Source organism: Bradyrhizobium sp. cf659 (assembly GCF_900113725.1).
Classification (GTDB): Bacteria; Pseudomonadota; Alphaproteobacteria; order Rhizobiales; family Xanthobacteraceae; genus Bradyrhizobium.
In genome coordinates, this window is sequence record NZ_FOQJ01000001.1 from 1,712,841 (window position 1) to 1,735,954 (window position 23,114).

The 23,114-nt window shown below is 64.1% G+C and carries 24 protein-coding genes; 12 read left to right on the plus strand and 12 right to left on the minus strand.

Annotated elements, in window-relative coordinates:
* Positions 1–14 precede the first annotated feature (14 nt).
* The 4 genes from BM118_RS08300 to BM118_RS08315 all read left to right on the plus strand — a co-directional run bounded on the left by BM118_RS08300 (position 15) and on the right by BM118_RS08315 (position 4,219).
* The gene (locus BM118_RS08300; RefSeq protein ID WP_092183884.1) at positions 15–1,058 is read left to right on the plus strand and encodes a branched-chain amino acid ABC transporter permease; all 1,044 of its coding nucleotides are present in this window, start codon (positions 15–17) and stop codon (positions 1,056–1,058) included.
* Entirely contained in the window at positions 1,055–2,824 is a 1,770-nt protein-coding gene (locus tag BM118_RS08305) for a branched-chain amino acid ABC transporter ATP-binding protein/permease (RefSeq protein WP_092183887.1), read from the plus strand. Before BM118_RS08300 ends, BM118_RS08305 begins: the two co-directional genes overlap by 4 nt.
* Entirely contained in the window at positions 2,821–3,534 is a 714-nt protein-coding gene (locus BM118_RS08310) for an ABC transporter ATP-binding protein (RefSeq protein WP_092183890.1), read from the plus strand. The genes BM118_RS08305 and BM118_RS08310 overlap by 4 nt, the downstream gene beginning before the upstream one ends.
* Before the next feature lie 211 nt (positions 3,535–3,745).
* Positions 3,746–4,219 carry a hypothetical protein gene (locus tag BM118_RS08315; RefSeq protein WP_177234100.1) on the plus strand — a complete coding sequence of 158 codons (474 nt, stop codon included), beginning with the start codon at positions 3,746–3,748 and terminating at the stop codon, positions 4,217–4,219.
* Between the two features lie 149 nt (positions 4,220–4,368).
* On the opposite strand, the gene BM118_RS08320 is transcribed toward BM118_RS08315, so the two are convergent.
* The gene (locus BM118_RS08320; protein ID WP_244550095.1) at positions 4,369–4,875 is read right to left on the minus strand and encodes a MarR family winged helix-turn-helix transcriptional regulator; all 507 of its coding nucleotides are present in this window, start codon (positions 4,873–4,875) and stop codon (positions 4,369–4,371) included.
* Between the two features lie 149 nt (positions 4,876–5,024).
* Here BM118_RS08320 and BM118_RS08325 point away from each other — a divergent pair, with 149 nt between their 5' ends.
* The 4 genes from BM118_RS08325 (at position 5,025) to BM118_RS08340 (ending at position 8,605) form a co-directional block, all read left to right on the plus strand.
* Positions 5,025–5,702: a VOC family protein gene (locus BM118_RS08325; RefSeq protein ID WP_092183894.1), complete on the plus strand. Its 678-nt coding sequence runs from the start codon at positions 5,025–5,027 to the stop codon at positions 5,700–5,702.
* A gap of 47 nt (positions 5,703–5,749) precedes the next feature.
* On the plus strand, positions 5,750–7,084 hold the full coding sequence (locus tag BM118_RS08330; RefSeq protein ID WP_092183896.1) for an epoxide hydrolase family protein: 1,335 nt from the start codon (positions 5,750–5,752) through the stop codon (positions 7,082–7,084).
* A gap of 76 nt (positions 7,085–7,160) precedes the next feature.
* On the plus strand, positions 7,161–7,616 hold the full coding sequence (locus BM118_RS08335) for a carboxymuconolactone decarboxylase family protein (RefSeq protein ID WP_011086201.1): 456 nt from the start codon (positions 7,161–7,163) through the stop codon (positions 7,614–7,616).
* A 101-nt stretch (positions 7,617–7,717) separates the two neighbouring features.
* The gene (locus tag BM118_RS08340) at positions 7,718–8,605 is read left to right on the plus strand and encodes an alpha/beta fold hydrolase (protein ID WP_092183898.1); all 888 of its coding nucleotides are present in this window, start codon (positions 7,718–7,720) and stop codon (positions 8,603–8,605) included.
* Between the two features lie 2 nt (positions 8,606–8,607).
* Here the strand turns inward: BM118_RS08340 and BM118_RS08345 are convergent, their stop codons facing one another.
* Genes BM118_RS08345 through BM118_RS42245 form a run of 5 tightly spaced genes read right to left on the minus strand, consistent with a single transcriptional unit; the run spans position 8,608 to position 12,243 of the window.
* Positions 8,608–9,330, minus strand: coding sequence for a hypothetical protein (locus BM118_RS08345; protein WP_092183900.1), 723 nt, complete (start codon positions 9,328–9,330; stop codon positions 8,608–8,610).
* Positions 9,327–9,764 carry an acyl-CoA thioesterase gene (locus tag BM118_RS08350; protein WP_092183902.1) on the minus strand — a complete coding sequence of 146 codons (438 nt, stop codon included), beginning with the start codon at positions 9,762–9,764 and terminating at the stop codon, positions 9,327–9,329. Before BM118_RS08350 ends, BM118_RS08345 begins: the two co-directional genes overlap by 4 nt.
* Positions 9,764–10,672 carry a fumarylacetoacetate hydrolase family protein gene (locus BM118_RS08355; RefSeq protein WP_092183905.1) on the minus strand — a complete coding sequence of 303 codons (909 nt, stop codon included), beginning with the start codon at positions 10,670–10,672 and terminating at the stop codon, positions 9,764–9,766. The genes BM118_RS08350 and BM118_RS08355 overlap by 1 nt, the downstream gene beginning before the upstream one ends.
* Before the next feature lie 44 nt (positions 10,673–10,716).
* The gene (locus BM118_RS08360; protein WP_092183907.1) at positions 10,717–11,823 is read right to left on the minus strand and encodes a cupin domain-containing protein; all 1,107 of its coding nucleotides are present in this window, start codon (positions 11,821–11,823) and stop codon (positions 10,717–10,719) included.
* Between the two features lie 21 nt (positions 11,824–11,844).
* Complete coding sequence (locus BM118_RS42245; RefSeq protein WP_244550096.1) at positions 11,845–12,243, minus strand: nitrilase-related carbon-nitrogen hydrolase; 399 nt, start codon at positions 12,241–12,243, stop codon at positions 11,845–11,847.
* Positions 12,244–12,369: 126 nt separating this feature from the next.
* On the opposite strand from BM118_RS42245, the gene BM118_RS08370 reads away from it, so the two are divergent.
* The 4 genes from BM118_RS08370 to BM118_RS08385 all read left to right on the plus strand — a co-directional run bounded on the left by BM118_RS08370 (position 12,370) and on the right by BM118_RS08385 (position 17,222).
* Complete coding sequence (locus tag BM118_RS08370; RefSeq protein WP_092183909.1) at positions 12,370–14,529, plus strand: thiamine pyrophosphate-dependent enzyme; 2,160 nt, start codon at positions 12,370–12,372, stop codon at positions 14,527–14,529.
* Positions 14,526–16,091: an indolepyruvate oxidoreductase subunit beta family protein gene (locus BM118_RS08375; RefSeq protein WP_092183911.1), complete on the plus strand. Its 1,566-nt coding sequence runs from the start codon at positions 14,526–14,528 to the stop codon at positions 16,089–16,091. Before BM118_RS08370 ends, BM118_RS08375 begins: the two co-directional genes overlap by 4 nt.
* A gap of 154 nt (positions 16,092–16,245) precedes the next feature.
* Positions 16,246–16,740: a MarR family winged helix-turn-helix transcriptional regulator gene (locus BM118_RS08380; RefSeq protein ID WP_092183913.1), complete on the plus strand. Its 495-nt coding sequence runs from the start codon at positions 16,246–16,248 to the stop codon at positions 16,738–16,740.
* Positions 16,740–17,222, plus strand: a complete 483-nt coding sequence (locus BM118_RS08385) for a MarR family winged helix-turn-helix transcriptional regulator (protein WP_092183915.1) — start codon at positions 16,740–16,742, stop codon at positions 17,220–17,222. The genes BM118_RS08380 and BM118_RS08385 overlap by 1 nt, the downstream gene beginning before the upstream one ends.
* 6 nt (positions 17,223–17,228) lie before the next feature.
* Here BM118_RS08385 and BM118_RS08390 read toward each other — a convergent pair whose 3' ends face one another.
* The 6 genes from BM118_RS08390 to BM118_RS08415 form a co-directional block, all read right to left on the minus strand.
* Positions 17,229–17,957, minus strand: a complete 729-nt coding sequence (locus BM118_RS08390) for an SDR family NAD(P)-dependent oxidoreductase (RefSeq protein WP_092183918.1) — start codon at positions 17,955–17,957, stop codon at positions 17,229–17,231.
* Positions 17,958–17,959: 2 nt separating this feature from the next.
* Positions 17,960–19,576 (minus strand): ATP-dependent acyl-CoA ligase, encoded by a 1,617-nt coding sequence (locus tag BM118_RS08395; RefSeq protein WP_177234101.1) that lies wholly within the window; start codon positions 19,574–19,576, stop codon positions 17,960–17,962.
* Between the two features lie 7 nt (positions 19,577–19,583).
* On the minus strand, positions 19,584–20,060 hold the full coding sequence (locus BM118_RS08400) for an aromatic-ring-hydroxylating dioxygenase subunit beta (RefSeq protein ID WP_092183920.1): 477 nt from the start codon (positions 20,058–20,060) through the stop codon (positions 19,584–19,586).
* Entirely contained in the window at positions 20,057–21,397 is a 1,341-nt protein-coding gene (locus BM118_RS08405) for a Rieske 2Fe-2S domain-containing protein (RefSeq protein ID WP_177234102.1), read from the minus strand. The genes BM118_RS08400 and BM118_RS08405 overlap by 4 nt, the downstream gene beginning before the upstream one ends.
* Positions 21,398–21,414: 17 nt before the next feature.
* Positions 21,415–22,365: a PDR/VanB family oxidoreductase gene (locus tag BM118_RS08410; RefSeq protein WP_092183924.1), complete on the minus strand. Its 951-nt coding sequence runs from the start codon at positions 22,363–22,365 to the stop codon at positions 21,415–21,417.
* A 130-nt stretch (positions 22,366–22,495) separates the two neighbouring features.
* Positions 22,496–23,113: a flavin reductase family protein gene (locus BM118_RS08415; RefSeq protein ID WP_092183926.1), complete on the minus strand. Its 618-nt coding sequence runs from the start codon at positions 23,111–23,113 to the stop codon at positions 22,496–22,498.
* Position 23,114: the final 1 nt, after the last annotated feature.

Genomic DNA, 23,114 nt, shown 5'->3' on the forward strand with positions numbered 1-23,114 from the left:
GGAACGGCGTCTCAATGACGAGTGACATCGCAGCCATTCTTGCGATCGACGGGATCGCCACCGGCGCAGTCTACGCGCTGGTGGCGATCGGGACCGTCCTCATCTTCACGGTGACACGGGTCATCTTCATTCCCTTTGGCGACATCGCCGCATTCACCGCGCTGACGCTGGCGGCCCTCGATGCGAAGCGCTTTCCGGGCACGGGGGCGCTGGTCGTCATCCTGGCCTGCCTCGCAACCCTGATCGAGATCGTCTCGCTCCTGCGCGCCGGCGAGCTTCGGCTGCTGCCGCGCGCGCTCTTGTTCTACCTCGCGCTTCCGCTGGCCGTGGTTGGCCTCGCCTGGCTGACGATGCGCGCCGATCCTCCTCTCGCCGTCAGGCTCGTGCTCGCGCTGATGCTGATCACGCCGATCGCCCCGCTTCTGGACCGGATCGTCTTCCGCCCCATCGCGGACGGAACGGTGCTGTTGCTCCTGACGGTCTCCGTCGCACTGCATTTCGCGCTGGTCGGCCTCGGCCTGCTTTTCTTCGGACCTGAAGGCGTCAGAACCGAGCCGCTGACCTCGCTCTCGACCGAGTTCGCCGGTGTGCTGGTCTCGGGCCAGACCATGCTGATCGTGATCGCAGCGCTCGTCTTCAGCGGCCTGCTCTATCTTTTCTTCGACTTCACGCTGGTCGGCAAATCGCTGCGCGCCACCGCCGTGAACCGGACCGGCTCCCGCCTGATGGGGATACGGCCGGCCCGCGCCGGCACGATCGCCTATCTGCTGGGCTCGCTGATGGCCGGCGTGTCAGGCATCCTGATCGCGCCTGTCAACACCGTGTTCTACGATTCCGGCTTCCTGATCGGCCTCAAGGCCTTCGTCGGCGCCATCGTCGGCGGCATGACCAGCTATCCCGGCGCGGCGATCGGCGCCGTCGGCGTCGGCATCCTCGAAAGCTTCGCATCCTTCGAGAGCAGCGCGCTGAAGGACGTCATCGTGTTCTCGCTTCTGATCCCGATCCTGATCTGGCGTTCCCTCGCCTCGCTGCATTCCGAGGAGGAGATCGAGGAATGACGCGCTTCCAAATTCAGCTCGTGGCAATGGTGGCGCTGGCGTGTCTGGCGGTAGCCCCCTTCGTGCTCAATCCGTTCAGCATCACGCTGATGAACTATATCGGCATCTATTCGCTGGTCGCCATCGGCCTCGCGCTCCTCACCGGCGTCGGCGGCATCGTATCGTTCGGACAGGCAGCGTTCGTGGGCATCGCGGCCTATGCGACCGCCTGGGTCTCCGCGCTGAACGGGTACTCCCCGTGGCTCGGCCTCCTGTTCGGCGTGGCGCTGACCTGCTGCGTCGCGGCCATCCTCGGCGTCGTCACCTTGCGGCTTCAGGGCCATTTCCTCTCGCTCTCGACCGTCGCATGGGGCCTTGCGATCGGCTTCCTGTTCGGCAATGTCGAGGGGCTCGGCCGCTTCAACGGCATCTCGTCGATCCCGCCGATCAGCATCGGATCGTTCGCGCTGGTCTCGAGCGCGCAGATCTATTTCCTGATCTGGGGCATCGTCGCGGCCGTCCTCCTGCTCGGATATAACCTGCTGGACTCCCGGCTCGGCCGTGCCATGCGGGCGCTCCGCGGCGGCAACACGCTGGTCGAGAGCCTCGGCATCAACGCCTTCCAGATCAAGCTCGTGACCTTCGTGATCGCGGCCTTCCTGGCCTCGCTCTCGGGGTGGCTCTACGCCCATATGAGCCGCTTCATCAGCCCGGGCCCGTTCGATGCCGGCATGGGCATCGAATACCTGATGATGTCGATGGTCGGCGGCGCCGGCAGCCTTCTCGGCGGCGTCGTTGGTGCCGCGGTCGTCACCCTGCTCAAGAACAGCGTGCAGGACTATCTGCCGCTGATCGCCAAGGGCGCTTCCGGCCAGCTCGAGATCGTCGCCTTCTCCGCATTGTTCATCCTGTTCCTGCAATGGGCGCGGCAGGGCATCGTGCCGTTCGTGGCGCGCTACCTGCCGAAGGCCAGGCGCGAACGGCCGCTCCCCGCGCCGCCCCTGCCGCGCCGCGCACAGCCCACTCCGGGCGAACTGCTCTTGAAGGTCGATGGCGCCGAGCGCCGGTTCGGCGGCCTCGTCGCCGTCAACAATGTCAGCTTCGAGGTGCGCTCCGGCGAAATTCTCGCCGTCATCGGCCCGAACGGCGCCGGCAAGAGCACGATGTTCAACTGCCTGACCGGCGCGCTCCGGGTCAACAAGGGCGAGATCGTCTTCGCGGGGCGTCCGATCACGCGTGACGCGCAATCCCGCATCGCCAAGGCCGGCATCGCGCGGACCTTCCAGCATGTGAAGCTGCGGCCGCGCATGAGCCTCTTGGAAAACGTCATGCTCGGCACCTACGCCCGCACGCGCACCGGCCTGTTCGCCGGCGCCTTCCGCCTCAACCAGCGCGAGGAGGCCAGCGCGCGGCACGAGGCCCTGATGCAGCTCGAGCGCGTCGGGCTCGGCGAAAAACCGTTCGAGCTCGCGGGCAACCTGCCGCTCGGCAATCAGCGCATCCTGGAGATCGCGCGTGCGCTCGCCGCGGACCCGGCGCTGCTGGTGCTGGACGAGCCGGCGGCCGGCCTGCGCCGCCAGGAGAAGCTCAGGCTTGCCGAACTGCTCCGCTCACTCCGCGCCGACCACCTGACCATCCTGATCGTCGAGCACGACATGGAGTTCGTGATGTCGCTGGTCGACCGCATCGTGGTGCTCGATTTCGGATCCAAGCTCTGCGAAGGCGCTCCCGCAGCGATCCGCAGCGACGAGCGGGTTCAAGAGGCCTATCTTGGAGGCGTCGCGTGAGCGAGATGTTTTCCATGACGGATGTGACCGTCTGCTACGACAATGTCGAGGCGGTCCGCAACGTCTCGCTGTCGGTCGAAGAAGGGCAGATCGTCACCGTCATCGGCCCGAACGGCGCCGGCAAGACCACGCTGCTGATGGCCGCCATCGGCCTGCTCGCATCGCGCGGCCGCATGGTGTTTCAGGGCAATGACATCGGGAAGATGTCCGTCGAGGACCGCGTCGAGCGTCGGCTGTGCCTCGTGCCGGAAAAGCGCGAGCTGTTCTCCGACATGTCGGTCGCCGACAATCTCCTGCTCGGCTCCTACAGCCTGCGCGACCGCTCGGGCGTCCAGAAGACGCTGGACGAGGTCTATGATCGCTTTCCCCGCCTGAAGGAGCGGCAGCGCCAGGCCGCCGGCACGCTCTCCGGCGGCGAGCGCCAGATGCTCGCACTCGGCCGCGCGCTGATGGCCAAGCCGAAGCTGCTCATGCTGGACGAACCGAGCCTCGGCCTCGCGCCGCTGATCGTGCGCGAGATCTTTCGCACCATCGCCTCCTTGCGCGATCTCGGCGTGTCGATCCTGCTGGTGGAGCAGAACGCCCGCGCCGCGCTCGAGACAGCCGATTACGGCTACGTCCTCGAGACCGGCGAGATCGTGCAGTCCGGCCCCGCCAAGGATCTCATCCACGATCCCAGGCTGATCACGGCCTATCTCGGCGGACACTAGGACCGGCTCTTGCAGGCCGCATAACAAAAAGTCGAAAAACAACCCCATGCACAGTAGCCGGTGACAGCGATATCAATGGCTTAACGTTCGACGACTGCGGATTTTACGAAATCGACTTGATCCGTCGGGCAAAACGGTGGCATGATGCCATCATCGCCGCGCTCGCCCTGGTTGTTGGCTGGGTGGGCGCCGTGCTGATCCGGGGGCAACGATGCGCGACACGCGGGACCGCTGGCATCTATCCTCGATGCTCCTGGCAGTCTCCGGCATCCTGTTGGTCGGCGTCGGCATCTACTTCCTGTTCCTCCGCCCTCCATTGTTGCCGGAGGACATCCGGTACATGAGCCTCACCCCGGCTGAATTGCAGTCGGTCGGGCCCAGACTGATGTCATGGCTGACCTACGTCTTTCGCGTCATGGGCGGCTACGTGGCGGCCACGGGAATGCTCGCGCTCACCTTGGCCGCGACGTCCTTCCGCGACCATCGCCCCGTGGCTGCGGTCGGCGCCGGGGTTGCTGGCGGGCTCTCGATTGGGTTGATGGCCGCCGTCAACTTCATGATCCATTCGGATTTCAAATGGGTGCTGCTCGGCATGGCGCTCGTCTGGGGGACGAGCATTGCAATGTTCGTCAGCGAGTCTGCCCTTGCTTCGAAGGCCGCGACCGAGCCGGGTACGAAACCCTGACCTGCGTCAAGACCTGAACGGCCCGTCCATCCGACGATCGCGTCCCAGCCGGTCCGAGCACCACCGACCGCGAGCTGATCGCATCCGTCGATCCGATGATCGTTGCCGGTGAGGCAATATCCCTGACCGATTCACAGGGAGAGGGCCTGTCACTCGTCCTTCGTCGCCTTGATCAAATTGTCGCGGAGCGTGACGACGCTTTTCTGCAGCCGCGCGAAATCATCCTGCTTGAGCCCGCTCGACTTCACGAGATTCATGTGCATGCCTTTCTCGCGCAGGCGTCGGCCGGCGTCGGTGAGGTTGACGCGCACCTGCCGCTCGTCGGCGGGATCGCGCTGGCGGCGCAAATAGCCCATCGCCTCGAGTTTTTTTAGTATCGGCGTCAGGGTGTTGGATTCCAGGAACATCCTGTCGCCGAGTTCACTCACGGTCTGGTCATCTTGCTCCCACAGCGCCACGATGGCGATCCATTGCGGGTAGGTCAGGCCGAGTTCCTCGAGGCCCTGCCGGTAGGCCCGCCCGTAGGCGAGGTTGGCCGAATAGATCGCGAAGCACAGGAAATCAGCGAGGCTCCGGTCGCCCGCGGCCGGTTCCTGGTTCTGATTGTCTATTGAATTATCTCTGGAATCGGCTCTGAGACCGTTCGTAAGGCTCATTGTGGACGCCCTTTCAGACACGGACATGTGAAGTCTCGCATGCATATATATCGCATCCGATTAAATCGAAAGGGTTGACATCAGAGCCTGGCGGCACTTTATGACTCGCACACGATTATATCGTATACGTGCTAAATCAGGAGAGGACCATGCCAGTCACAAATGCAAACAAGACCACCAGAGCACCAACGATCGACATGAAGCTCGAAGTCGTCGTGATCCCCGTTTCCGACGTCGATCGTGCCAAGGAGTTCTATGCAAACCTCGGATGGAGGCTCGATGCCGATTTCGCGGGGCCTGATGATTACCGCGTGATCCAGTTCACGCCGCCCGGCTCCCCCTCCTCGGTCATTTTCGGCAAGAACGTCACCGCGGCGGCACCCGGCTCCGCCCAGGGCCTGTACCTGGTCGTCTCCGACATCGAAGCTGCGCGAAACGATCTGCGCGATCGCGGCGTCGAGGTCAGCGAGGTCTTCCACGCCGGAGGCGACGTGCACACCGGCCCGGACGAGCCCTATCTGTTCGGGCGACGTCGGATCGGCGGTGCGGATCCCGCGCACCGCAGCTATCGTTCGTACGTTTCGTTCCACGATCCCGACGGCAACGGCTGGCTGTTCCAGGAGGTGACCACGCGATTGCCGGGACGCGTCGAGGCAGCAGACACGACATTCACCTCCTCGACCGAGCTTGCGAGCGCGCTCCGGCGTGCGTCCGCGGCACACGGCGAGCACGAGAAGCGGAACGGCGGTCAGTACGATGCGAACTGGCCGGACTGGTACGCCGACTACATCGCCCGTGAGCAGGCCGGCCAGCCGCTCCCGGTCTGAGCCGCGGCTGCGACGTCACCCAACCGAAAGAGTGAGGGAGAGTCCCAATGCGTGCGCAATCAGTTTCTGAAGTCATCAACCCGGACCGGCGCCAGCTCTTGCGTTCCGCCGCGGTGGGAATGGCCGCGGCGGCCGCCGCGAGCCTTTTACCCGCGCACCCGGCGCCGGCGGCCACAGCTGACGAAATCCGCCCCTTCCGGATCAACGTTCCAGAAGAGGCGCTGATCGATCTGCGCAGACGCATCAACGCGACGAGGTGGCCGGAGCAGGAAACAGTCGCCGACGAATCGCAGGGCGTGCAGCTTGCGATCCTCCGGGACCTCGCGCGCTATTGGGCGACGGACTACGACTGGCGAAAGATCGAGGCAAAGCTGAACGCCCTGCCGCAGTTCATCACAGAGATCGACGGGCTGGACATTCACTTCATTCACGTTCGTTCGAAGCACGAAGATGCGCTGCCGCTCATCGTCACGCATGGATGGCCAGGCTCGATCATCGAGCAGCTGAAGATCATCGATCCCCTCACCAATCCCACGGCGTACGGCGCGAGCGCATCGGACGCCTTCCATGTCGTGATCCCGTCAGTTCCCGGCTACGGGTTTTCGGGCAAGCCAACCACCAGCGGCTGGGGCCCTGCCCGCGTCGCGCGCGCCTGGGTCGCGCTGATGAAGCGCCTTGGCTACGCACGCTTTGCCGCGCAGGGCGGCGACATCGGCGCCCTCATTTCCAATGCGATGGCTGAGCAGGCGCCGCCGGAACTGCTGGGCATTCACACCAACTTCCCCGGCACGATTCCGCCGGAGATCACCAAGGCGCTGCAGAGCGGTGAGGCACCCTCCGGTCTCTCGGCCGACGAGCAACACGCCTTCGACCAGGTGAAGGATTTCCGCGCCAAGCATTTTGCCTACGCCGCCATGATGGCGACCCGGCCGCAGACACTCTACGGATTGGCGGATTCGCCGGTCGGCCTGGCCGCATGGATTCTCGATCACGGCGATGGTGACGCGCAGCCGGCGGCGGCGATCACTTCGGCCGTGCTCGGACGCACCATCAACGGGCATCCAGCCGGCGCCGTGACCCGCGACGACGTCCTCGACGACATCACGCTCTACTGGCTGACGAACACCGCGATCTCGGCGGCCCGCTTCTACTGGGAAAACAAGGGAATGAGCGCGCTGAACGCGGTCAACATCTCGATTCCCACCGCCGTGAGCGTCTTTCCCGGCGAAATCTACCAGGCTCCGCGCAGTTGGACCGAGCGGGCCTACCACAAGCTCATCCACTACAACAAGGTCGACAAAGGCGGACACTTTGCGGCCTGGGAACAGCCGCAGCTTTTCACGGAAGAGGTTCGCGCAGGCTTCCGGTCGCTGCGCAAATAGAACTGAACATTCTGCCCAAACCAAGAGAGCACGAAATTATCTCCATCGAGCAGAATTCATCACCAAGGAACAAAACATGAGTCAGCGTCTCGACTACAATCAGATTGCACCGGCAGGCGTGAAAGCGCTGGGCGGTGTCCGTGGCTACGTCATGCAGAGCGGCCTTTCCCCTACGCTGGTCGAGCTGGTCTACCTGCGAATTTCCCAGATTAACAATTGCGCGTACTGCCTCGATACGCACACCCGGGACCTGCTCAAGAAGGGAGTGAAGATCGAAAAGATCGCACTGGTGCAGGCGTGGAAGGAAGCCGGCGCCCTCTTCGACGAGCGTGAACGCGCCGCCCTTGCGTGGGCCGAAACGGTGACGCGCGTCGCGGATACCGGCGTGCCGGATGAAGCCTATCAGGACGCCCGCGCCGTGTTCGACGAGCGAGAACTCGTGGACCTCACGATCGCGATTGGCCTGATGAACGCCTACAATCGCATGGCGATCAGCTTTCGGAACACGCCACAGGCCGCACTCGGGACGTAAGCCCCAGGAGGCGCCGGAAAGTTCTCTGCCGAGCTTCTTTCAGACTCCAGATCAACTTGGCCTGCACGCTGATTGGATAACGGGACGAAAGGACGCTGATCATGTCATACCGGATCAACAACACAACAATCGATTTCTTCGAGATCAACGAAGACATCACGCTCAGAAGAGTGGTTCTGCGTAACCCGAGACCGAAGGGGACCGTTCTCTTTCTGCACGGCTTTCCGGAGACCCTGTCCGCCTGGAAGGACATTGCCGAGGCCCTCGCCGACGACTACGAAGTCCACGCTTTCGATTGGCCGGGTTACGGTCTTTCATCGAGGCCAATGGTCGACAGGTTCTCCTATGCGCCGAAGGACTACGCACATGTTCTGGATCAGTACATCGTGAAAGCAGGCATCGACACGTCGAGCCTCACGATTTACGCAACGGACATCGGGGCCCTGCCGGCACTCCTGCTGGCGGTGGAAAAACCCGATATCGCAAGGACAATCATCGTTGGCGACTTCGCCCCGTTCAACAGGCCGCAGTTCATGTCCGAGAAGCTGCAAAATCTGAAGGCGGGGCCTGCCATGGAGCAGGTCCGCGCCAACATGAACATGAACCGCGACGAGATCCTGGAAAACATCTTCACAAGAGGCTTGCCCAAGGAAGCGCAGTTCGAAGTTTCGCAGCAGTTTAGGGACGACATGTCCCACGGATGGAGCCACGGCGCGATGACGACCGTAGACGCGTTCTCCCACTACTACTCGCACTTCACGCGAGACCAAGACCACTTCGAATCGCAACTAGCCCGGCTCAAAACCCCGGTGAAGGTGGTTTGGGGCGAGAAGGACCTCTACATCAAGAAGGAGATGGGAATAGAGCTCGCCGCAAGGATCGACGCCGAGTTGGCGCTTCTTCCCGGCATCGGGCACTACCCTCACCTCCAGGACCCGAAGCGCACCGTCGACGAGGTTCGCGCCTCACTACGCGGCACGTCAACTTGATCTCATCGTGCTCTCGGATCTCGCGGGGGCCGCACGGCCCGCGTCAGCATCGGAAAATGCTTGTTGCCGCCTGCGAATGGCGGGAATTTTACGAAGTCCGCACGCATGCGCTTGATCACGTCGGAGCCGAGCGCGTGCGCGAGGGCTTGCGGGCTGTCGAACACCAGCTTGTTGCGCTGCATGTGCTCGACCCGCTGCGACGGCAGCCGGTCGACCCAATCGATGCGGGTGTAGATCTCGATCTGGCGAACGTCCGGGAAGGTTCGCATGATCGATGGATGGTGCTCCAGATAGTGCAGGTTCCAGGCGTTCATGTCCTCGGCCGGACCGGGATAGTGCACGAGGTAGCTGCACGGGGCGGTGGTGCCTTCCGGATGCGCCGCGACGTCCACGGGAAAGGAGCGCGTCAGCATCACCTGGTGCGTGACATCCAGTCCGGTGAGGCCTGACAAGCCCGCACCCGTCGCGAGGCTGGCAAGGATTCCGCCGCGGTCCATCGCCGCCTCGCACGCGGGCAGGTCGGGAAAGCGCAGTTGAAGCGCAAATACGGGGCCGGAGCCGTCGGCCTTGTAGGGATGATCGACCGACTCCTCCAGCGGCGTGAACAGCAGGGCCTCGGTCATGTCAGGGATCGATCCGACCCGCTCCGCCACGGCGGCAACCTCGTCGGGATGAATCCGCCGCTCGCCTGCCGGATCGGAGAACGTCAGGAAGAGCGAGGTCATGCCGGCGTTGCCTCAGCGCCCTCGCCCGCGCTCACATGCGCCACGAGTGCGGTGCGGATATCATCAGGCCATGGGATCGCATGGTGCCCCACCAGCGAGGTGGCGGCAAGGACCTGGCGGGCGCGCCAGCGCATGCCATTCGCACCGGAGACGACGTGCTCCAGATGGAGAGACGATCCGCCGACCCGGCGGATGCGCAAGTCGAACGTCAGGCGATCGCCAAACATCGACGGCCGGGAAAAATCGCAGGTCAGGTGCACCGTGGGCGTTCCGATCTTCCGGACCGTGATCAATTCCGGCCATGGAAAACCGACCGTCGCCCAGAAGTCTTCGACGACGCCGTTGAGGATGTTCAGGTAGGACGGGAAGTACGCGATCCCCGAGGGATCGCAATCGCCGAACCTGAGCTCGCGATCGAACGAAAACGCCGTCATCAGATCGCAACGACGGGATGCCTGATGACACCGACGCCGTCGACCCCCGCTTCCACCACGTCGCCCGGCCACAGCCATTCCTGCGGGCTCATGCCGGCGCCGACGCCTTCAGGCGTTCCGGTCGCGATGATGTCGCCCGGTTCGAGCGTCATGCCCGACGAAATGTCCGATATCAGCACCGGAATGTCGAAGATCATGTATTTGGTGTTGGAGTCCTGCTTCATGACCCCGTTCTTGGTCAGCCACAGCCGCAGATCATGCGGATCCGGAATTTCGTCCGCGGTCACGATGCAGGGGCCGAACGGTGCATAGGTGTCCATGCCCTTGGAGAAGATCCACTGGCCGGCGCGGCGATTGTCGCGCGCGGAAATGTCGATCATCACCGAATAGCCGAAGACGTGCTCCATCGCTTTCTCGGTCGCGATGCGGGTCGCGGTCTTGCCGATGATGACGGCGAGCTCGACCTCCCAGTCGAGCTGCTGCGTCATCTTCGCGTTGTGCTGGATCGCGCCGCCCGGGCCGATCACCGAGGTCGGCGGCTTGGAGAAGACGACCGGCTGCTTCGGCAGGTCCTTGTCGGTATCCAGGCTCTTGGCGGATTCGGCCACATGCGCGCGATAGTTCAGCCCGATGCCGAAGATGTTCTTTCGCGGACGCGGGATCGGCGCCTGCAACTTAACATCCTCGACCGGAACGGCGGAGCCGGCCGGCAAGCGTCCATTGGCATTGTCCAGGCATTCCCTGAGCGCCGGCAACAGTGTCACGCTGTTGTCGATGAACGACAGCATGTCGCTCGGCCAAGCAAAGCCTTGCGACGCACCGAGGTGCTCGACGTCCACAACCAATCCGTCAACGAGGACCCCGAGGCGGGCACCGCTGGAGCCCAAGGTGTAGGTAACAAGGCGCATCGAATCTTTATCCGGCTCTTTCGGTTGAATTCTGCAGGGAAACGTCAGGCAGCCACTGGCTGGTGGCCCGCATTGTCGCCATAGGCCTCTTCACGATAGAAGCCGAGACCTTCGATGACAGGCAGGTCGTTGAAGCAGAACAGGCAGGCGTCCTCGCTGTCCGAGGCATTGCCGTGCTCGTGCCAGGCCCAGGAGGGAACGCAGAAGATGTCGCGCTCTTGCCATTCGAAACGCTTGCCGGCGATGATCGAATAGCCGCGGCCGTTGGCGACCTGGTAGATGAAGCTGCCGGTGTGCCGGTGCGACTTGGTCTTCTCGCCCGGCCGCAGCAGCTGCATGCTGGCGCCGATCGTCTGCATCACGTGCCCGCCGGTGATCGGATTGACGTAGTTCATGAGAATGCCGTCATAGGGTGAGCCGTCGGTCGCGGCGGCATACTTTCGCAAGGACTCGTAGGTCGGCTCCCACTCGTATTTGAACATGGGGGAATAGCCCTTCGACCATTTCGAATCCGCCGGCCGCAGACCGGGATTGCCCCAGGTCTTGGTCATGTCGTCCACGGGATAGCCGGAGTCTTCCTGCTGAACCTTGGGATGGACCGCGAAAAAGTTCGCCTCCAGCGCATTGACGAGCGGGATGTCCAGGCCATCCTGCCAGATGCAGACGGAGCCGCTGGCTTCGACGCCATGCTCGTGCCAGGTGCCGTTCGGCGTGAGCACGAAATCCCGCGCCCCCAAGGTCATCTTGTGCCCGTCGACGATGGTGTAGGCGCCCGCCCCCTCCATGATGAAGCGCAGGGCCGAGGCCGAGTGCGCGTGCGCAGTCGCGACTTCGCCGGGGTGCATCACCTGCAATCCCGAATAGAGCCAGCCGACCGCGGCCGAGACGTCGCGGCGGCCGGGATTGTTGAGATAGATCACCCGCCGCCCCGCCTTCTCGGGCGAGACCAGCTCCACCGAGCGCAGCACGTGCTCGCGCAGATCGTTGTAGCGCCAGAGCACGGGAACGGATGCCGATTGCGGCTGCCACGGCTCGATCTTGTTGGCGACCGTCCAGAGCGCACCGGCTTCGTACTTTTCGAGATCCTTGTAATAGGCCTTGAGCTCGGGGGTGTCCTCGACATTGGCCCGGCCGATGATGTTTTCGCGCATCCTATCCTCCAAGTCCTGTCCCTAACTAAGTCCTGTCTCGTGGCACCGCCTGGAGCATGATGAGTTTGCAGGCGGACGTCTCCACACCGTCATGGCCGGGCATAGCCGTCTAAAGGACGGCGTCGCTTCGCTCGCCTGTGTCCCGGCCATCCACGACCTTTCGCGCGGCACAAAGAACGTGGATGCCCGGGACAAGCCCGGGCATGACGAGTTTGTGGCACGTACATACCGAAGCACGGCAATCCTCATATGCGAAGTAGGATATCCGGGAACGAAGACTTCGGGGAACGCGACAAGCTTCGCGCCGTTCGCTGCCGCTTCACGGACCAGTGAAGCCGCCTTGTCCGCTGTCGCGCCGGCGTTGAGATAGACGGGTGAGGCCTGGACGGCGGCAGCTCTAAAGCGAGGCAGCTTCAGCATCGGCCCTACCCTGTCGCTGGCTCATGACGCCTTGCCGGAGAGAAGATCCGCAAGCGTGATAGCATGGCGCGGCGTTGACTTACTTCACATGTAAACGTATGCTATCGCATATTTCTGGAGGGTGCAATGGCTGAACGGTCTTTTGCTCGCGAAGTCGAGGATCTCCGGCTCGGCGACGGCGATACGTTCCGCGGCGAAGGTATCCTCGCCATCACCAAGGCACTGCTGCAATCCGGCGTCGCCTATGTCGGCGGCTACCAGGGCTCGCCGATCTCACACCTGATGGATGTGCTCGCCGACGCCAAGGACGTGCTCGACGATCTCGGCGTCGTGTTCCAGAGCTCCGCCAACGAGGCGGCCGCGGCGGCGATGCTGTCGGCCTCGGTGATGTATCCGCTGCGCGGCGCGGTTGCGTGGAAGTCGACCGTCGGCACCAACGTCGCCTCCGACGCGCTGGCCAATCTGGCCTCGGGCGGCGTCACCGGCGGCACCATGATCATCGTCGGCGAGGACTATGGCGAAGGCTCCTCCATCATGCAGGAGCGCACCCATGCCTTCGCGATGAAATCGCAGATGTGGCTGCTCGACCCTCGCCCCGACCATGAATGCATCGTCAACCTGATCGAGAAGGGGTTCGAGCTTTCCGAGTTCTCGAACACGCCCGTGATGCTCGAGGTTCGCGTCCGCGCCTGTCACATGCACGGCAGCTTCGCCTGCAAGGACAACGTCAAGCCGGCGCATACCATCAAGGACGCGCTCAACAATCCCAAGCGGGATGTCAACCGCATCGTGCTGCCGCCGGCGGCCTATGAGCACGAGCAGGAGAAGATCAAGACGCGGATGCCCGCGGCTGTCGGCTTCATCCGGGACAACAAGTTGAACGAGTGGATGGGGCCGAAGCACGCCAAGGTCGGCATCATCATGCAGGGCGGGATGTACAACAACGTCATCCGCGCGCTGCAATATCTCGGGCTGTCGGATGCCTATGGCAAGACGCAAGTCCCGCTCTACGTCATGAACGTCACCTACCCCGTGATCGACACCGAGGTCGCGGAGTTCTGCGTCGACAAGGATGCCGTGCTGATCGTCGAGGAGGGCCAGCCGGAATATCTGGAGCAGGCGATCAACACGGTGCTGCGCCGCAGGGACATCCAGGCGCGCGTCCATGGCAAGGACGTGCTGCCGATGGGCGGCGATTACACCGCGCAGGTCCTGCTCGGCGGCGTCAGGGAATTCCTGGAGAAGACCGAGCCGCGGCTGCTCGGCAACCGGCCGCCGGCGCCGGACGCGGCGCCCGTGCTCAGTCACCCCGCGGTCGAGAAGCTCAAGCAGGTCGTGCCGGCGCGTCCGCCCGGGCTTTGCACCGGCTGTCCGGAGCGGCCGATCTTCGCCGCGATGAAGCTGGTCGAGGAGGAGCTCGGCCAGCACCATGTCTCGGCCGACATCGGCTGCCATTTGTTCTCGATCCTGCCGCCCTTCAATATCGGCGCGACCACCATGGGCTTCGGCCTCGGCCCAGCCTCGACCTCGGCCTTCAACGTCAAGGCCGACAAGCGCTCGATCGCGGTGATGGGCGACGGCGGCTTCTGGCACAACGGCCTGACCAGCGGCATCGGCAACGCCGTGTTCAACAAGCATGACGGCGTGTTCGTCATCGTCGACAATTTCTATACCTCGGCGACCGGCGGTCAGGACATCCTGTCGTCGCGCGCGACCAACAAGCGGCGCAAGACCAACAATTCGATCGTGCAGGCCGTGAAGGGCATCGGCGGCCAGTGGGTGCGTCAGCTCGACCGCACCTATGACGTCGGCAAGATGCGCGACACGCTGAAGGAAGCGCTGACGACCAAAGACGAAGGCCCCAAGGTCATCGTCGCGTCCTCCGAATGCATGCTGAACAAGCAGCGCCGCGTGAAGCCGCAGATGAACAAGGCGATCAAGGACGGGGTGCGCATCGTCAAGGAGCGCTTCGGCGTCGACGAGGATGTGTGCACCGGCGACCACGCCTGCATCCGCCTCTCCGGCTGCCCGTCGCTGTCGGTGAAGCAGCTCGACGATCCCTTGCGCGACGATCCGGTCGCGGCGATCGACAATTCCTGCGTCGGCTGCGGCAATTGCGGCGAGGTCTCGGAGGCCGCCGTGCTCTGCCCCTCGTTCTATCGCGCCGACGTCATTCACAATCCGACCCGCTGGGACATTTTCAAATCTGGGGTCGCCATGGCCGTGATCGGCTGGCTGCAACGGCGGCGTGATCGCCGGCGCCCGGCGCTCGAGGCACTGGCATGAGGGACGAGACGATCCGGCTGGCCCTCCCCGCCGCGGGCGAGGCAACCGAGCGGCCGATCTCGATCGCGATCGTCGCGATGGGCGGCCAGGGCGGCGGCGTCCTGACCGACTGGATCGTGCAGCTTGCCGAGAACCATGGCTGGGTCGCGCAGTCGACCTCGGTGCCCGGCGTCGCGCAGCGCACCGGCGCCACGATCTACTATATCGAGGCGATGCCGCCGCTCGACGGCCGCAAGCCGATCCTGTCGCTGATGCCGACGCCCGGCGACGTCGACGTGGTGATGGCGGCGGAGTTCATGGAGGCCGGCCGGTCGATCCTGCGCGGGCTCGTGACGCCGGACCGCACCACGCTGATCGCCTCCAACCACCGGTCCTTTGCGATCGGCGAGAAGATCGCGCCGGGCAATGGCATCGCCGACGGCGGCGCCGTCACCGGCGCCATCGGGATTGCCGCCAAGACCGAGATCATCTTCGACCTCAACGCGCTGGCGATCGCGCATGGCAGCGTCATCTCGGCTGCGATGTTCGGCGCGCTCGCCGCGGCCAATGTGCTGCCGTTCGGCCGCGAAACCTATCTCGACGTCATCCGCGCCGGTGGCAAAGGTGCGAAGGCCAGCGTCGAGACGTTTGAGGCCGCCTTCGACCGGGTCAAGACCGGCGCTGCCGACGTTGCAGCGCCGCCGCAACCGAAACAGGCCGGCAGTATCCCCTCTCCTGCAACGCCCGATCCGGATCTCGCCAGGCTCGTCGCAAGACTGAAGCAGGAGCTGCCCGAGCCGGCGCTCACCATGGCCCGCGCCGGCCTGAAGAAGGTGGTCGACTTCCAGGACGTCGCCTATGGCACCGAGTATCTCGACATTCTCAAAGCGCTGCACGCGGCCGACCGGAACGCCGGCGGTGGTGCGCGGACCTATGCCTTCACGGAAACCGCGGCAAAATACCTCGCCAACGCCATGACCTATGACGACGTCATCCGCGTCGCCGACCTCAAGACGCGCGCCGGTCGCCGCGCGCGCATCGAGAGCGAGCTCGAGATGTCGGAAGGACAGCTGCTCCAGACCACCGAATTCATGCATCCGCGCATGGAGGAGGTGATGGGCGTGCTGCCCGCGGGCTTCGGCCGCTGGCTCGGCGGAAAGCCTCGCCTGCTCGGCTGGCTCGATCGCCGCGTCAACCGGGGGCGCCGGGTGCGGACCTACTCGCTGCCCTGGTTCTTGGCGCTTTATGTCGTGGGCGGCCTGCGCGGCCTGCGCCGCCGCTCGCTGCGTCACGCCATCGAGACCGCTCACCGGGACGGATGGATCAAGGCCGCGACCGACGCGGTCGGCACCAACTACCAGCTCGGTGTCGAGATCCTGCAGTGCCGCCGGCTCGTGAAAGGCTATTCCGATACCCACAGCCGGGGGCTGTCGAAATTCGACAAGACGCTGGCGGCGATCAAGCTGGTGGAGCAGCGCGAGGATGCCGCCGACTGGGCGCGCCGCCTGCGCGAGGCGGCACTGAAGGACAGCGCCGGCAAGGAGCTCGACGGCGTGATCCAGACCATCAAGACTTTTGCATGATTCCATCGGAGCGGGCGCAGGATTGGATTGCCGTTCGTCCCACGGGACGTCAGGATCAGACGGCTTGACTACGATTCTCAGGTTGCTAATCGGAGCGAAAGACCCGCGATAATCCCTCCAATCGACGAGACAATTTGTACTCGATGGTCATGCGATGCCGGCAGCACTCAAAGAGAACATCGTTCCCGTCCCTGGGCAGATTGAAACCCGGCTCTGGCTTCAATTGCTGTCGCTGCATGGCGAGCTGTTCGCCTCGCTGAATTCGATGCTGAACTCCGAGTTCGGCCTGTCGCTCGCAAAATTCGACGTGCTGGCCCAGCTCGATCGCTACAGGGATGGCCTCGCACTCGGGCAACTGTCGCAAAACCTGAAGGTGACGGGCGGCAATGTCTCGGGCCTCGTGCAGCGTCTTCTCGCCGACGACCTCATCAGCAAGGAAATGTCGAGCGAGGACCGGCGCTCCTTCATCGTGCGCCTGACGCCGAAGGGCGAAGCGCTGTTCAGGAAGGCAGCCGACGTCCACAAGAAGCATCTCGGCAAACGGCTCGAGAACGTTTCGGCCCAGGAGCTGGACACCGCGCTGTCCGTGCTGAAATCGCTCTCGTCAAAACTTCACACCGACAGCAAGAAGCAAAGTCGCAAGAGATAATGGCCAGAGAATCCAAGAGCAGATGGAAGTCGGGTCCGCCGAGGACCAGGGACCAGCTGCAAACCTACATCCCGTATCTGTTCAACCGGCTCGCCAATCGCTGGAATCTCGACCAGAACCGCGACCTCAGCGAACACGGCGTCAACAATGTCGTGTTCCGGACGCTGTCGGTCCTGTTCATCTACAAGACCCTCACCGTCAACGAGATCGCCGTACTCGCGGTGACCGAGCAGTCGACGGCGAGCCGCATGGTCGAGTCCATGGTATCGTCGGGCCTCGTCAAGCGCGAGATCGCGGAGGAGGACCAGCGCCGCCGCGTCGTGGGTTTGACGCCGGACGGCGAGGCACTGCTGCGCAAGATCTGGCCAGTCATGGCGAACAACTATGACAAGCTGATCGAAGGCATCGATCCTGACGACATCGAGGTCTGTGCGCGCGTGCTGGCCAGGATGGTCGAGAACATCCGCCAGAACCAGATCTAGGACGCGTCAGGGACCGAGGCCGACGAGGCTGGTTCCGCCGCAGACATAGAGCACCTGGCCGGTGACGAAGTCCGAGCGCTCGTCGAGGAAGAAACTGATGGCGTGCGCGACGTCCTCGCGCGAGCCGAGCCGCCCGACCGGGACGTTGCGCGCCATCCGCTCCTGCTGCTCGGAGCCCTTGGGAATGACGCCCCAGAAATTGTCGGTCAGGATCGGCCCCGGCGCGACCACGTTCACGGTGATGCCGCTCGCGGCGAGCTCCAGCGCCCAGGTCCGCGCCATGCCGTGCACGCCGGCTTTGGTCGCCGAATAGGCCGAGCGCGTCGCCGCGCCCATCGCGGCGCGCGAGCTGACGAACACGATGCGCCCGAAGCGGCGCGACCGCATCCCCTCCAGCGCCGCCTGGGTCAGCAGCATCGGCGCGCCGAGGTGCAACTGCGCCAGCATCAGAATGTCTTCCGGCTTCGCATCGGGCAGCAGGTTCGGCAGGATGACGCCCGCATTATGCACGAGGCAATCGACGGCGTGATCCCGGCCGATCTCCTGCGCGATCGCGCGCGTCTCCTCGATATTGGTCAGATCGGCGCGATAGGCCGCGAGCAGATCATGGGTCCAGCCCGGCTTCTCCAGCCCGACCGAGACCACGCACTGCCCGCGCTCGACCAGCTTTCTCGCCAGCGCCTCGCCGATCCCCGAATTGCCGCCGGTGATGAGTGTCGTGCGGATCTCGCTCATGATCAAACCTGCCGCTTCTTGAGGTCGCGCAGATCGAAGAACGCGCCATCGCCCATCAGCCTTGCGACAAAGTCCTTCAGCCCGCCGCGCTGGATCTTCTCGGTTGCGGTCAGCGGCAGGCTGTCGACGAAGCAGATCCAGCCCGGCGCCTTGTAATAGGCCATCTGCTCCAGGCTCCAGCGGACGATGTCTTCGGCGAGCGCGCGGCCGGCGCCGGCCTCTTCAGTGATGATGACCGCCGCAACCTCGTCGCCGCGCACCTGATCGGGCGTCGCCGCAACCGCGGCCTGCCGGATCGCGGGATGGCGGTTGAGGACGGACTCGACTTCGACCGCGGCAATGTTCTCGCCGGAACGGCGGATTACGTTCTTCTTGCGGTCGACGAAATGAAGATCGCCGTCCGCATCGCGCGACACGATATCGCCGGTATGGAGCCAGCCGCCGTCCCATGCCTCGGCGGTCGCCTGCGGGTTCTTCAGATACTCGCGGAAAAAGCCGTAGCGCGGGTCGGCGCCCGCCCGCCGCACCAGGAGCTCGCCCGGCGTTCCGCTTGGGGCGTCATTGCCGCTGTCGTCGACGATGCGAACGTCGACCTCGGGTGCGGGCCGTCCGAAGCAGCTGGTGCCGATCTTGCGCGGCTCGACATTGGCGGCGATGACGCCGCCGCTTCCCGTTTCGGTCATCGCCCAGGCCTCCAGCAGCGGAAAGCCGAAGCGTTGCTCGAACGGCGCGTGCAGGAGCTTGTCGACGCCGGCGCCGAAGCCGAAGCGAACGGTGTGGGCGCGGTCCTGCTCGGACGGCGGCGCGCTCATCAGCATCGAGGGCATGACGCCGAGATAGTGCAGGCAGGTGGCGCGGCTGTCGCGCACGGAAGCCCACCAGCTGCGCGGATGGAAGCGATCGAGCATCGTCAGGCTGCCGCCGACCGACAGCATCGCCATCAGCGACACCGCCATCGCGTTCATGTGGAACAGCGGCAGCGGCGTGATCATGCGCTCGCCATCCGGCTTGAGAGCGATCAGCCCGCCGACGTCGCGATACCAGTTGCCGGAATGCAGGAAATAGGTGTTGGTGAGCACGCAGCCCTTGGGCTGCCCCGTCGTCCCCGACGTATAGAGCAGCGCGCATTCGGTCGAGCCGTCACTTGTGCTCGCCGGCCGCACGCCATCGAATGGCGCGGGCACGTCGTCCTCGCCGGTCACGACGGCGATCGGCCGGCCGGCCTGGCGCGCCGCCGTCTCCACCTCGTCGCGCCGCTCGGCAAGGACGAAAGCAGCGTTCATCTCGGAATGCGCGATGATGTATTCGAGCTCGCTCAGCCGCAAATCCGGATTGATCGGCACCACGGAGACGCCGAGTGCGTTGAGCGCGAACCACAGCTCGACGAACACCGGCCTGTTCTGAAGCAGCAGCCCGACCCGGTGGCCCTCGCCATAGCCGCAGCTCGCAAACGCAGCGCGCCAGCGCTCGACCCGATCGAGCATGGCGCGATAGGTGATTTCGCCCGCCGCGATACCGTAGATGCCGGCCGTCTCCGGCAGCACGTTGAGGAAGCCCGCCTCGCCGCGGCGAAGGGCGGTCTCGCGAAAGCGGGCGTAGACTGTGGTCGCTGCGGTCAAATTCGTCTCACATGAAGAGCTGGATGTTGCCGAACGGCGCGTCGAAATTGACGAGATCGACGCGCTTGAGCTTGATCTTCAGGGCATCGCCGACCTCAACGAGATCGTGCGAGGCCCATCCCGAATAGCGCTCCAGCATGTCACCGCGCGTCTCGGTATAGATGTAGGACGTCCGCGCCTTGAACACGCCGGCAGCCGTGTCGCACGCCACGATCTGCGGCGCCTGCAGCAGATGGTGGCAACGGCTCTTCGGCTTCTGGCTGAAGGTCCGCTCGCCGGCAAGCCGCTCGACCCGCACCTTCAGGAGCAGCAGGTCCTCGTACATCAAGGACGGCTGGAGCACCGGATCCTGCTGCTGCCATTCCAGCGGCATCCAGTAGCGTCCTTCGGGGTGAAACAGATCGAGCCAGGCCTGCCACTGCATCGTATCGAGCAGATCGGCCTCGCGATAGATGAAGTCCGTGATGGCCTTCTCGGTGATCATTCGGCGGCCTCGACGTGCTTGTCCATGTCCATGGTCATGAATTTCGCCCAGGCGTGGAACTGGTTGCGCATCTGGCGCTCGGAGGTGCCGTTGATCACGGCCGTGACGTCCTGCTCTTCATGGCGCTCATAGAGCCGCCGCAGATTGACCCATTGATTGCCGTTCGATTTCAGGCCTTCCTGCGCCCGCTCATACATTTCGAGGTCGTCGTGTCCGACGATCGAGGTCGGCGCGTTGATGAAGCGGTTGTACATCAGCGCCCGCTCGTAGAGCTTGTCCGGCGCGCCGACCAGGCGATAGACCCAGCTCTCGACCAGCGTCCTGTCGACCGCGATCGGGATGAAGTTGCGCAGGATCTGGACGGCGCCCTTGACCATGATGTTGGGGAAATAGACGGTGTTGTGCCTGACCTCGCCGAGGATCTCGTGCGCCCGCTTCTCGCCATAGGCCGCGACCATCTGGTCGAGATAGCCCGGGATATCCGAGTAGTTCGAATGGATGGAGTTGGCGACGCCGGTATGGCCGTGGCCGTTCGGCCAGATCCTGATGCCGCTCTGCTCGTAGAACTCGTACGGGCTCATGAAGGGACCGTAGAGCTGCACCGCCATCGGCGTTTCCGTGGAATCGCCCTGCTCGCGCTTCCAGACCTTCACCGCGGTGCCGGCCGAGCTCTCATGCGCCACCATCGGATGGCAGGTGTCGGTCTGGTTCTCGACCAGCATCTTCCAGTTGCAGGTGTGCATATAGCGGATCGGCGTTGCCATGACGGCGAGCTTCCCTTCCGGGGAGCGGTCGACCATGTTGTCGATGGTCGAAAGGCTCTCGCCGAAATAGTCCTCGAAGGACACGCCGCTCTCGCTCAGCCGTGCGAAGATGAAATCGCGATGGATGACGACGTTCTTGACCCTGGACAGCCCCTCATTCGCCTGGGTGTCGCCGAAGCCGGTGCCTTCATAGCCCTTCTTCAGCGGGATCGCGAGCAGCGAGCCGTCGGTCTTGAAGGACCAGGCGTGATACGGGCAGCGGAAGAACTTTCCGGTGTTGCCGCAGGGTTCGGAGGCGATCTTCACGCCCTTGTGCGGACAGCGATTGTAGAACACGTGGATGGAGCCGTCGGTATGGCGGCTCGCCAGCACCGGCTGTCGGCCGATCGTGGCGGTGATGAAATCGCCGGGCTTCGCCAACTGGCTGGCATGCCCGACATAGACCCAGCTGTTCGGGAACAGATGCTCCATCTCGAGCTCGAAGATCTCGGGGTCGACATAGACATCGCGATGAACCTCGGCCTCGCGCACCAGCGCGGCAATCGCGTGGGCATCCCTTCCGTATTTCGCCATGGCGTCTCTCGCCTCCCTCACAAGTCCAGCACCAGACGTTCCGACTTCGCGCGCGACACGCAGATCTGCATGACCTTGTTGGAGGCCTTCTCGTCGTCGCTGAGGATGACGTCGCGATGGTCGGGCACCCCTTCGACGACGCCGCACTGGCAGATGCCGCAATCGCCGCGCTGGCAGTCGTAGAGCACGTCGAGGCCCGCCGCCTCCAGCGCCTGGATGATGGTCTGGCCGGCTGCGACGCCGACGACCTGTCCGGTCGATCTGATCTCGACTTCAAACGGCAGGTCGGGTGAGGACGGCTGCTCTGCCTTGAAGAGTTCGTAGTGGATGCGGTCCGCCGGGACGCCCCCGGCAAGCGCGGCCGCCTTCACCGCGTCGATCATCCCTGCCGGACCGCAGACGTAGATGTGGGAGTTTGCGGCCGCTTCCCTGAGCGCCGTGGCAATATCCAGACGGGACTCGTCGCTGTCGTAGTGAACGGACAGGCCCTTGGCGCAAATGTCCCGCAGATGCGGCAGGAACGCCAAGAGTCCTTGCGTGCGGCCCGCGTAGTGCAGGCGAAATGGACTTGCGCGGGCGGTGAGCTCTGCCGCCATCGACAGGATCGGCGTGACACCGATGCCGCCGGCAAACAGCAGCGCGGGCGCTGCCCCCTCATGCAGATGAAAATTGTTCACCGGCGCGCTCGCCTTCACGACATCGCCGATCTTCAGCGCATGCATGAACTGCGAACCGCCGGTCGAGGCCTCCTCGCGCAGCACCCCGAGCGCCAGCGTACCCTCAGGGAGGCCCGGCAAAGCCATCAGCGAGTATGGCCGGTCGCCTCCATTCGGGAGCGCCACCCGGATATGGGCGCCTGGCTGCCATCGCGGCACGGGGGCGTCCTCCACGTCAAGCACAAGGCTCCGTATGAACGGCGTCTCCGCGGCATACGACCTGACCTTGAGCTTGAGCGGATGCGCGTCCATTCAGGCATCTCTCGAATTATATGAATTTGCATATTTTTAGACATGTAATAATTGGATGTCAATCGGCCGCGAAGGGGCGACATGGGGCGGCTACGGGGCGGCCATGGCCGGAGGCCTCGGCGCCCCGCCCCTATTCGATCGGCGCCGGCCGCACCAGCTGGAAGAGATCGCGAGGCCTCGCATACCAGCCCGACCCGTGCATGCGGGCGATGAGGTCGAGGCCGATCGTATCGATATAGCCTCTCTGTGCATCGATCACGAACTGCTCCGCCACATGAGCGCAGACGATCTCGCCGATCACCGCGATCTGCCGGGGCCCGGTCTCCTGAACCGAGAGGGAGCGACATTCGAACGCCACCGGGCACCCCTTGATGAGTGGAGGCGCAACCATCTGCGAAGGCAGTGTTTGAAGCCCCGCAATCTCCATCTCGTCGACGCCGGCCGGAGCATCGACGGCCGTCGCGTTCATGGCTTCCGCCATCTGGTGCGACACCAGGTGAGCGACGAACTCACGCGTCTCGACGATATTCTGCGCCGTGTCTTTCAAGCCCTTGTTCGGATGACGCAGCAGGCCGAGCACCACCGTCGGCGGTTCATGCCCGAGGACGTTGAAGAAGCTGAAGGGCGCGGCATTGGCGGTGCCGTCCCGGGAGCGGGTCGTCACCCACGCGATGGGGCGCGGCGTAACGGTCGCGGTGAGAATCTTGTAGCGGATATCCGCCGGAAGCTGGCCCATATCGAAGAGCATT

Bases quoted from the DNA above. Each gene is read 5' to 3' on its own strand.
- BM118_RS08300 (WP_092183884.1), top strand. From the start codon at position 15: ATGACGAGTGACATCGCAGCCATTCTTGCGATCGACGGGATCGCCACC.
- BM118_RS08305 (WP_092183887.1), top strand. From the start codon at position 1,055: ATGACGCGCTTCCAAATTCAGCTCGTGGCAATGGTGGCGCTGGCGTGT.
- BM118_RS08315 (WP_177234100.1), top strand. From the start codon at position 3,746: ATGCGCGACACGCGGGACCGCTGGCATCTATCCTCGATGCTCCTGGCA.
- BM118_RS08320 (WP_244550095.1), bottom strand. From the start codon at position 4,875: ATGAGCCTTACGAACGGTCTCAGAGCCGATTCCAGAGATAATTCAATA.
- BM118_RS08325 (WP_092183894.1), top strand. From the start codon at position 5,025: ATGCCAGTCACAAATGCAAACAAGACCACCAGAGCACCAACGATCGAC.
- BM118_RS08330 (WP_092183896.1), top strand. From the start codon at position 5,750: ATGCGTGCGCAATCAGTTTCTGAAGTCATCAACCCGGACCGGCGCCAG.
- BM118_RS08335 (WP_011086201.1), top strand. From the start codon at position 7,161: ATGAGTCAGCGTCTCGACTACAATCAGATTGCACCGGCAGGCGTGAAA.
- BM118_RS08340 (WP_092183898.1), top strand. From the start codon at position 7,718: ATGTCATACCGGATCAACAACACAACAATCGATTTCTTCGAGATCAAC.
- BM118_RS08345 (WP_092183900.1), bottom strand. From the start codon at position 9,330: ATGACCTCGCTCTTCCTGACGTTCTCCGATCCGGCAGGCGAGCGGCGG.
- BM118_RS08350 (WP_092183902.1), bottom strand. From the start codon at position 9,764: ATGACGGCGTTTTCGTTCGATCGCGAGCTCAGGTTCGGCGATTGCGAT.
- BM118_RS08355 (WP_092183905.1), bottom strand. From the start codon at position 10,672: ATGCGCCTTGTTACCTACACCTTGGGCTCCAGCGGTGCCCGCCTCGGG.
- BM118_RS08360 (WP_092183907.1), bottom strand. From the start codon at position 11,823: ATGCGCGAAAACATCATCGGCCGGGCCAATGTCGAGGACACCCCCGAG.
- BM118_RS42245 (WP_244550096.1), bottom strand. From the start codon at position 12,243: ATGCTGAAGCTGCCTCGCTTTAGAGCTGCCGCCGTCCAGGCCTCACCC.
- BM118_RS08370 (WP_092183909.1), top strand. From the start codon at position 12,370: ATGGCTGAACGGTCTTTTGCTCGCGAAGTCGAGGATCTCCGGCTCGGC.
- BM118_RS08375 (WP_092183911.1), top strand. From the start codon at position 14,526: ATGAGGGACGAGACGATCCGGCTGGCCCTCCCCGCCGCGGGCGAGGCA.
- BM118_RS08380 (WP_092183913.1), top strand. From the start codon at position 16,246: ATGCCGGCAGCACTCAAAGAGAACATCGTTCCCGTCCCTGGGCAGATT.
- BM118_RS08385 (WP_092183915.1), top strand. From the start codon at position 16,740: ATGGCCAGAGAATCCAAGAGCAGATGGAAGTCGGGTCCGCCGAGGACC.
- BM118_RS08390 (WP_092183918.1), bottom strand. From the start codon at position 17,957: ATGAGCGAGATCCGCACGACACTCATCACCGGCGGCAATTCGGGGATC.
- BM118_RS08400 (WP_092183920.1), bottom strand. From the start codon at position 20,060: ATGATCACCGAGAAGGCCATCACGGACTTCATCTATCGCGAGGCCGAT.
- BM118_RS08405 (WP_177234102.1), bottom strand. From the start codon at position 21,397: ATGGCGAAATACGGAAGGGATGCCCACGCGATTGCCGCGCTGGTGCGC.
- BM118_RS08410 (WP_092183924.1), bottom strand. From the start codon at position 22,365: ATGGACGCGCATCCGCTCAAGCTCAAGGTCAGGTCGTATGCCGCGGAG.
- BM118_RS08415 (WP_092183926.1), bottom strand. From the start codon at position 23,113: ATGCTCTTCGATATGGGCCAGCTTCCGGCGGATATCCGCTACAAGATT.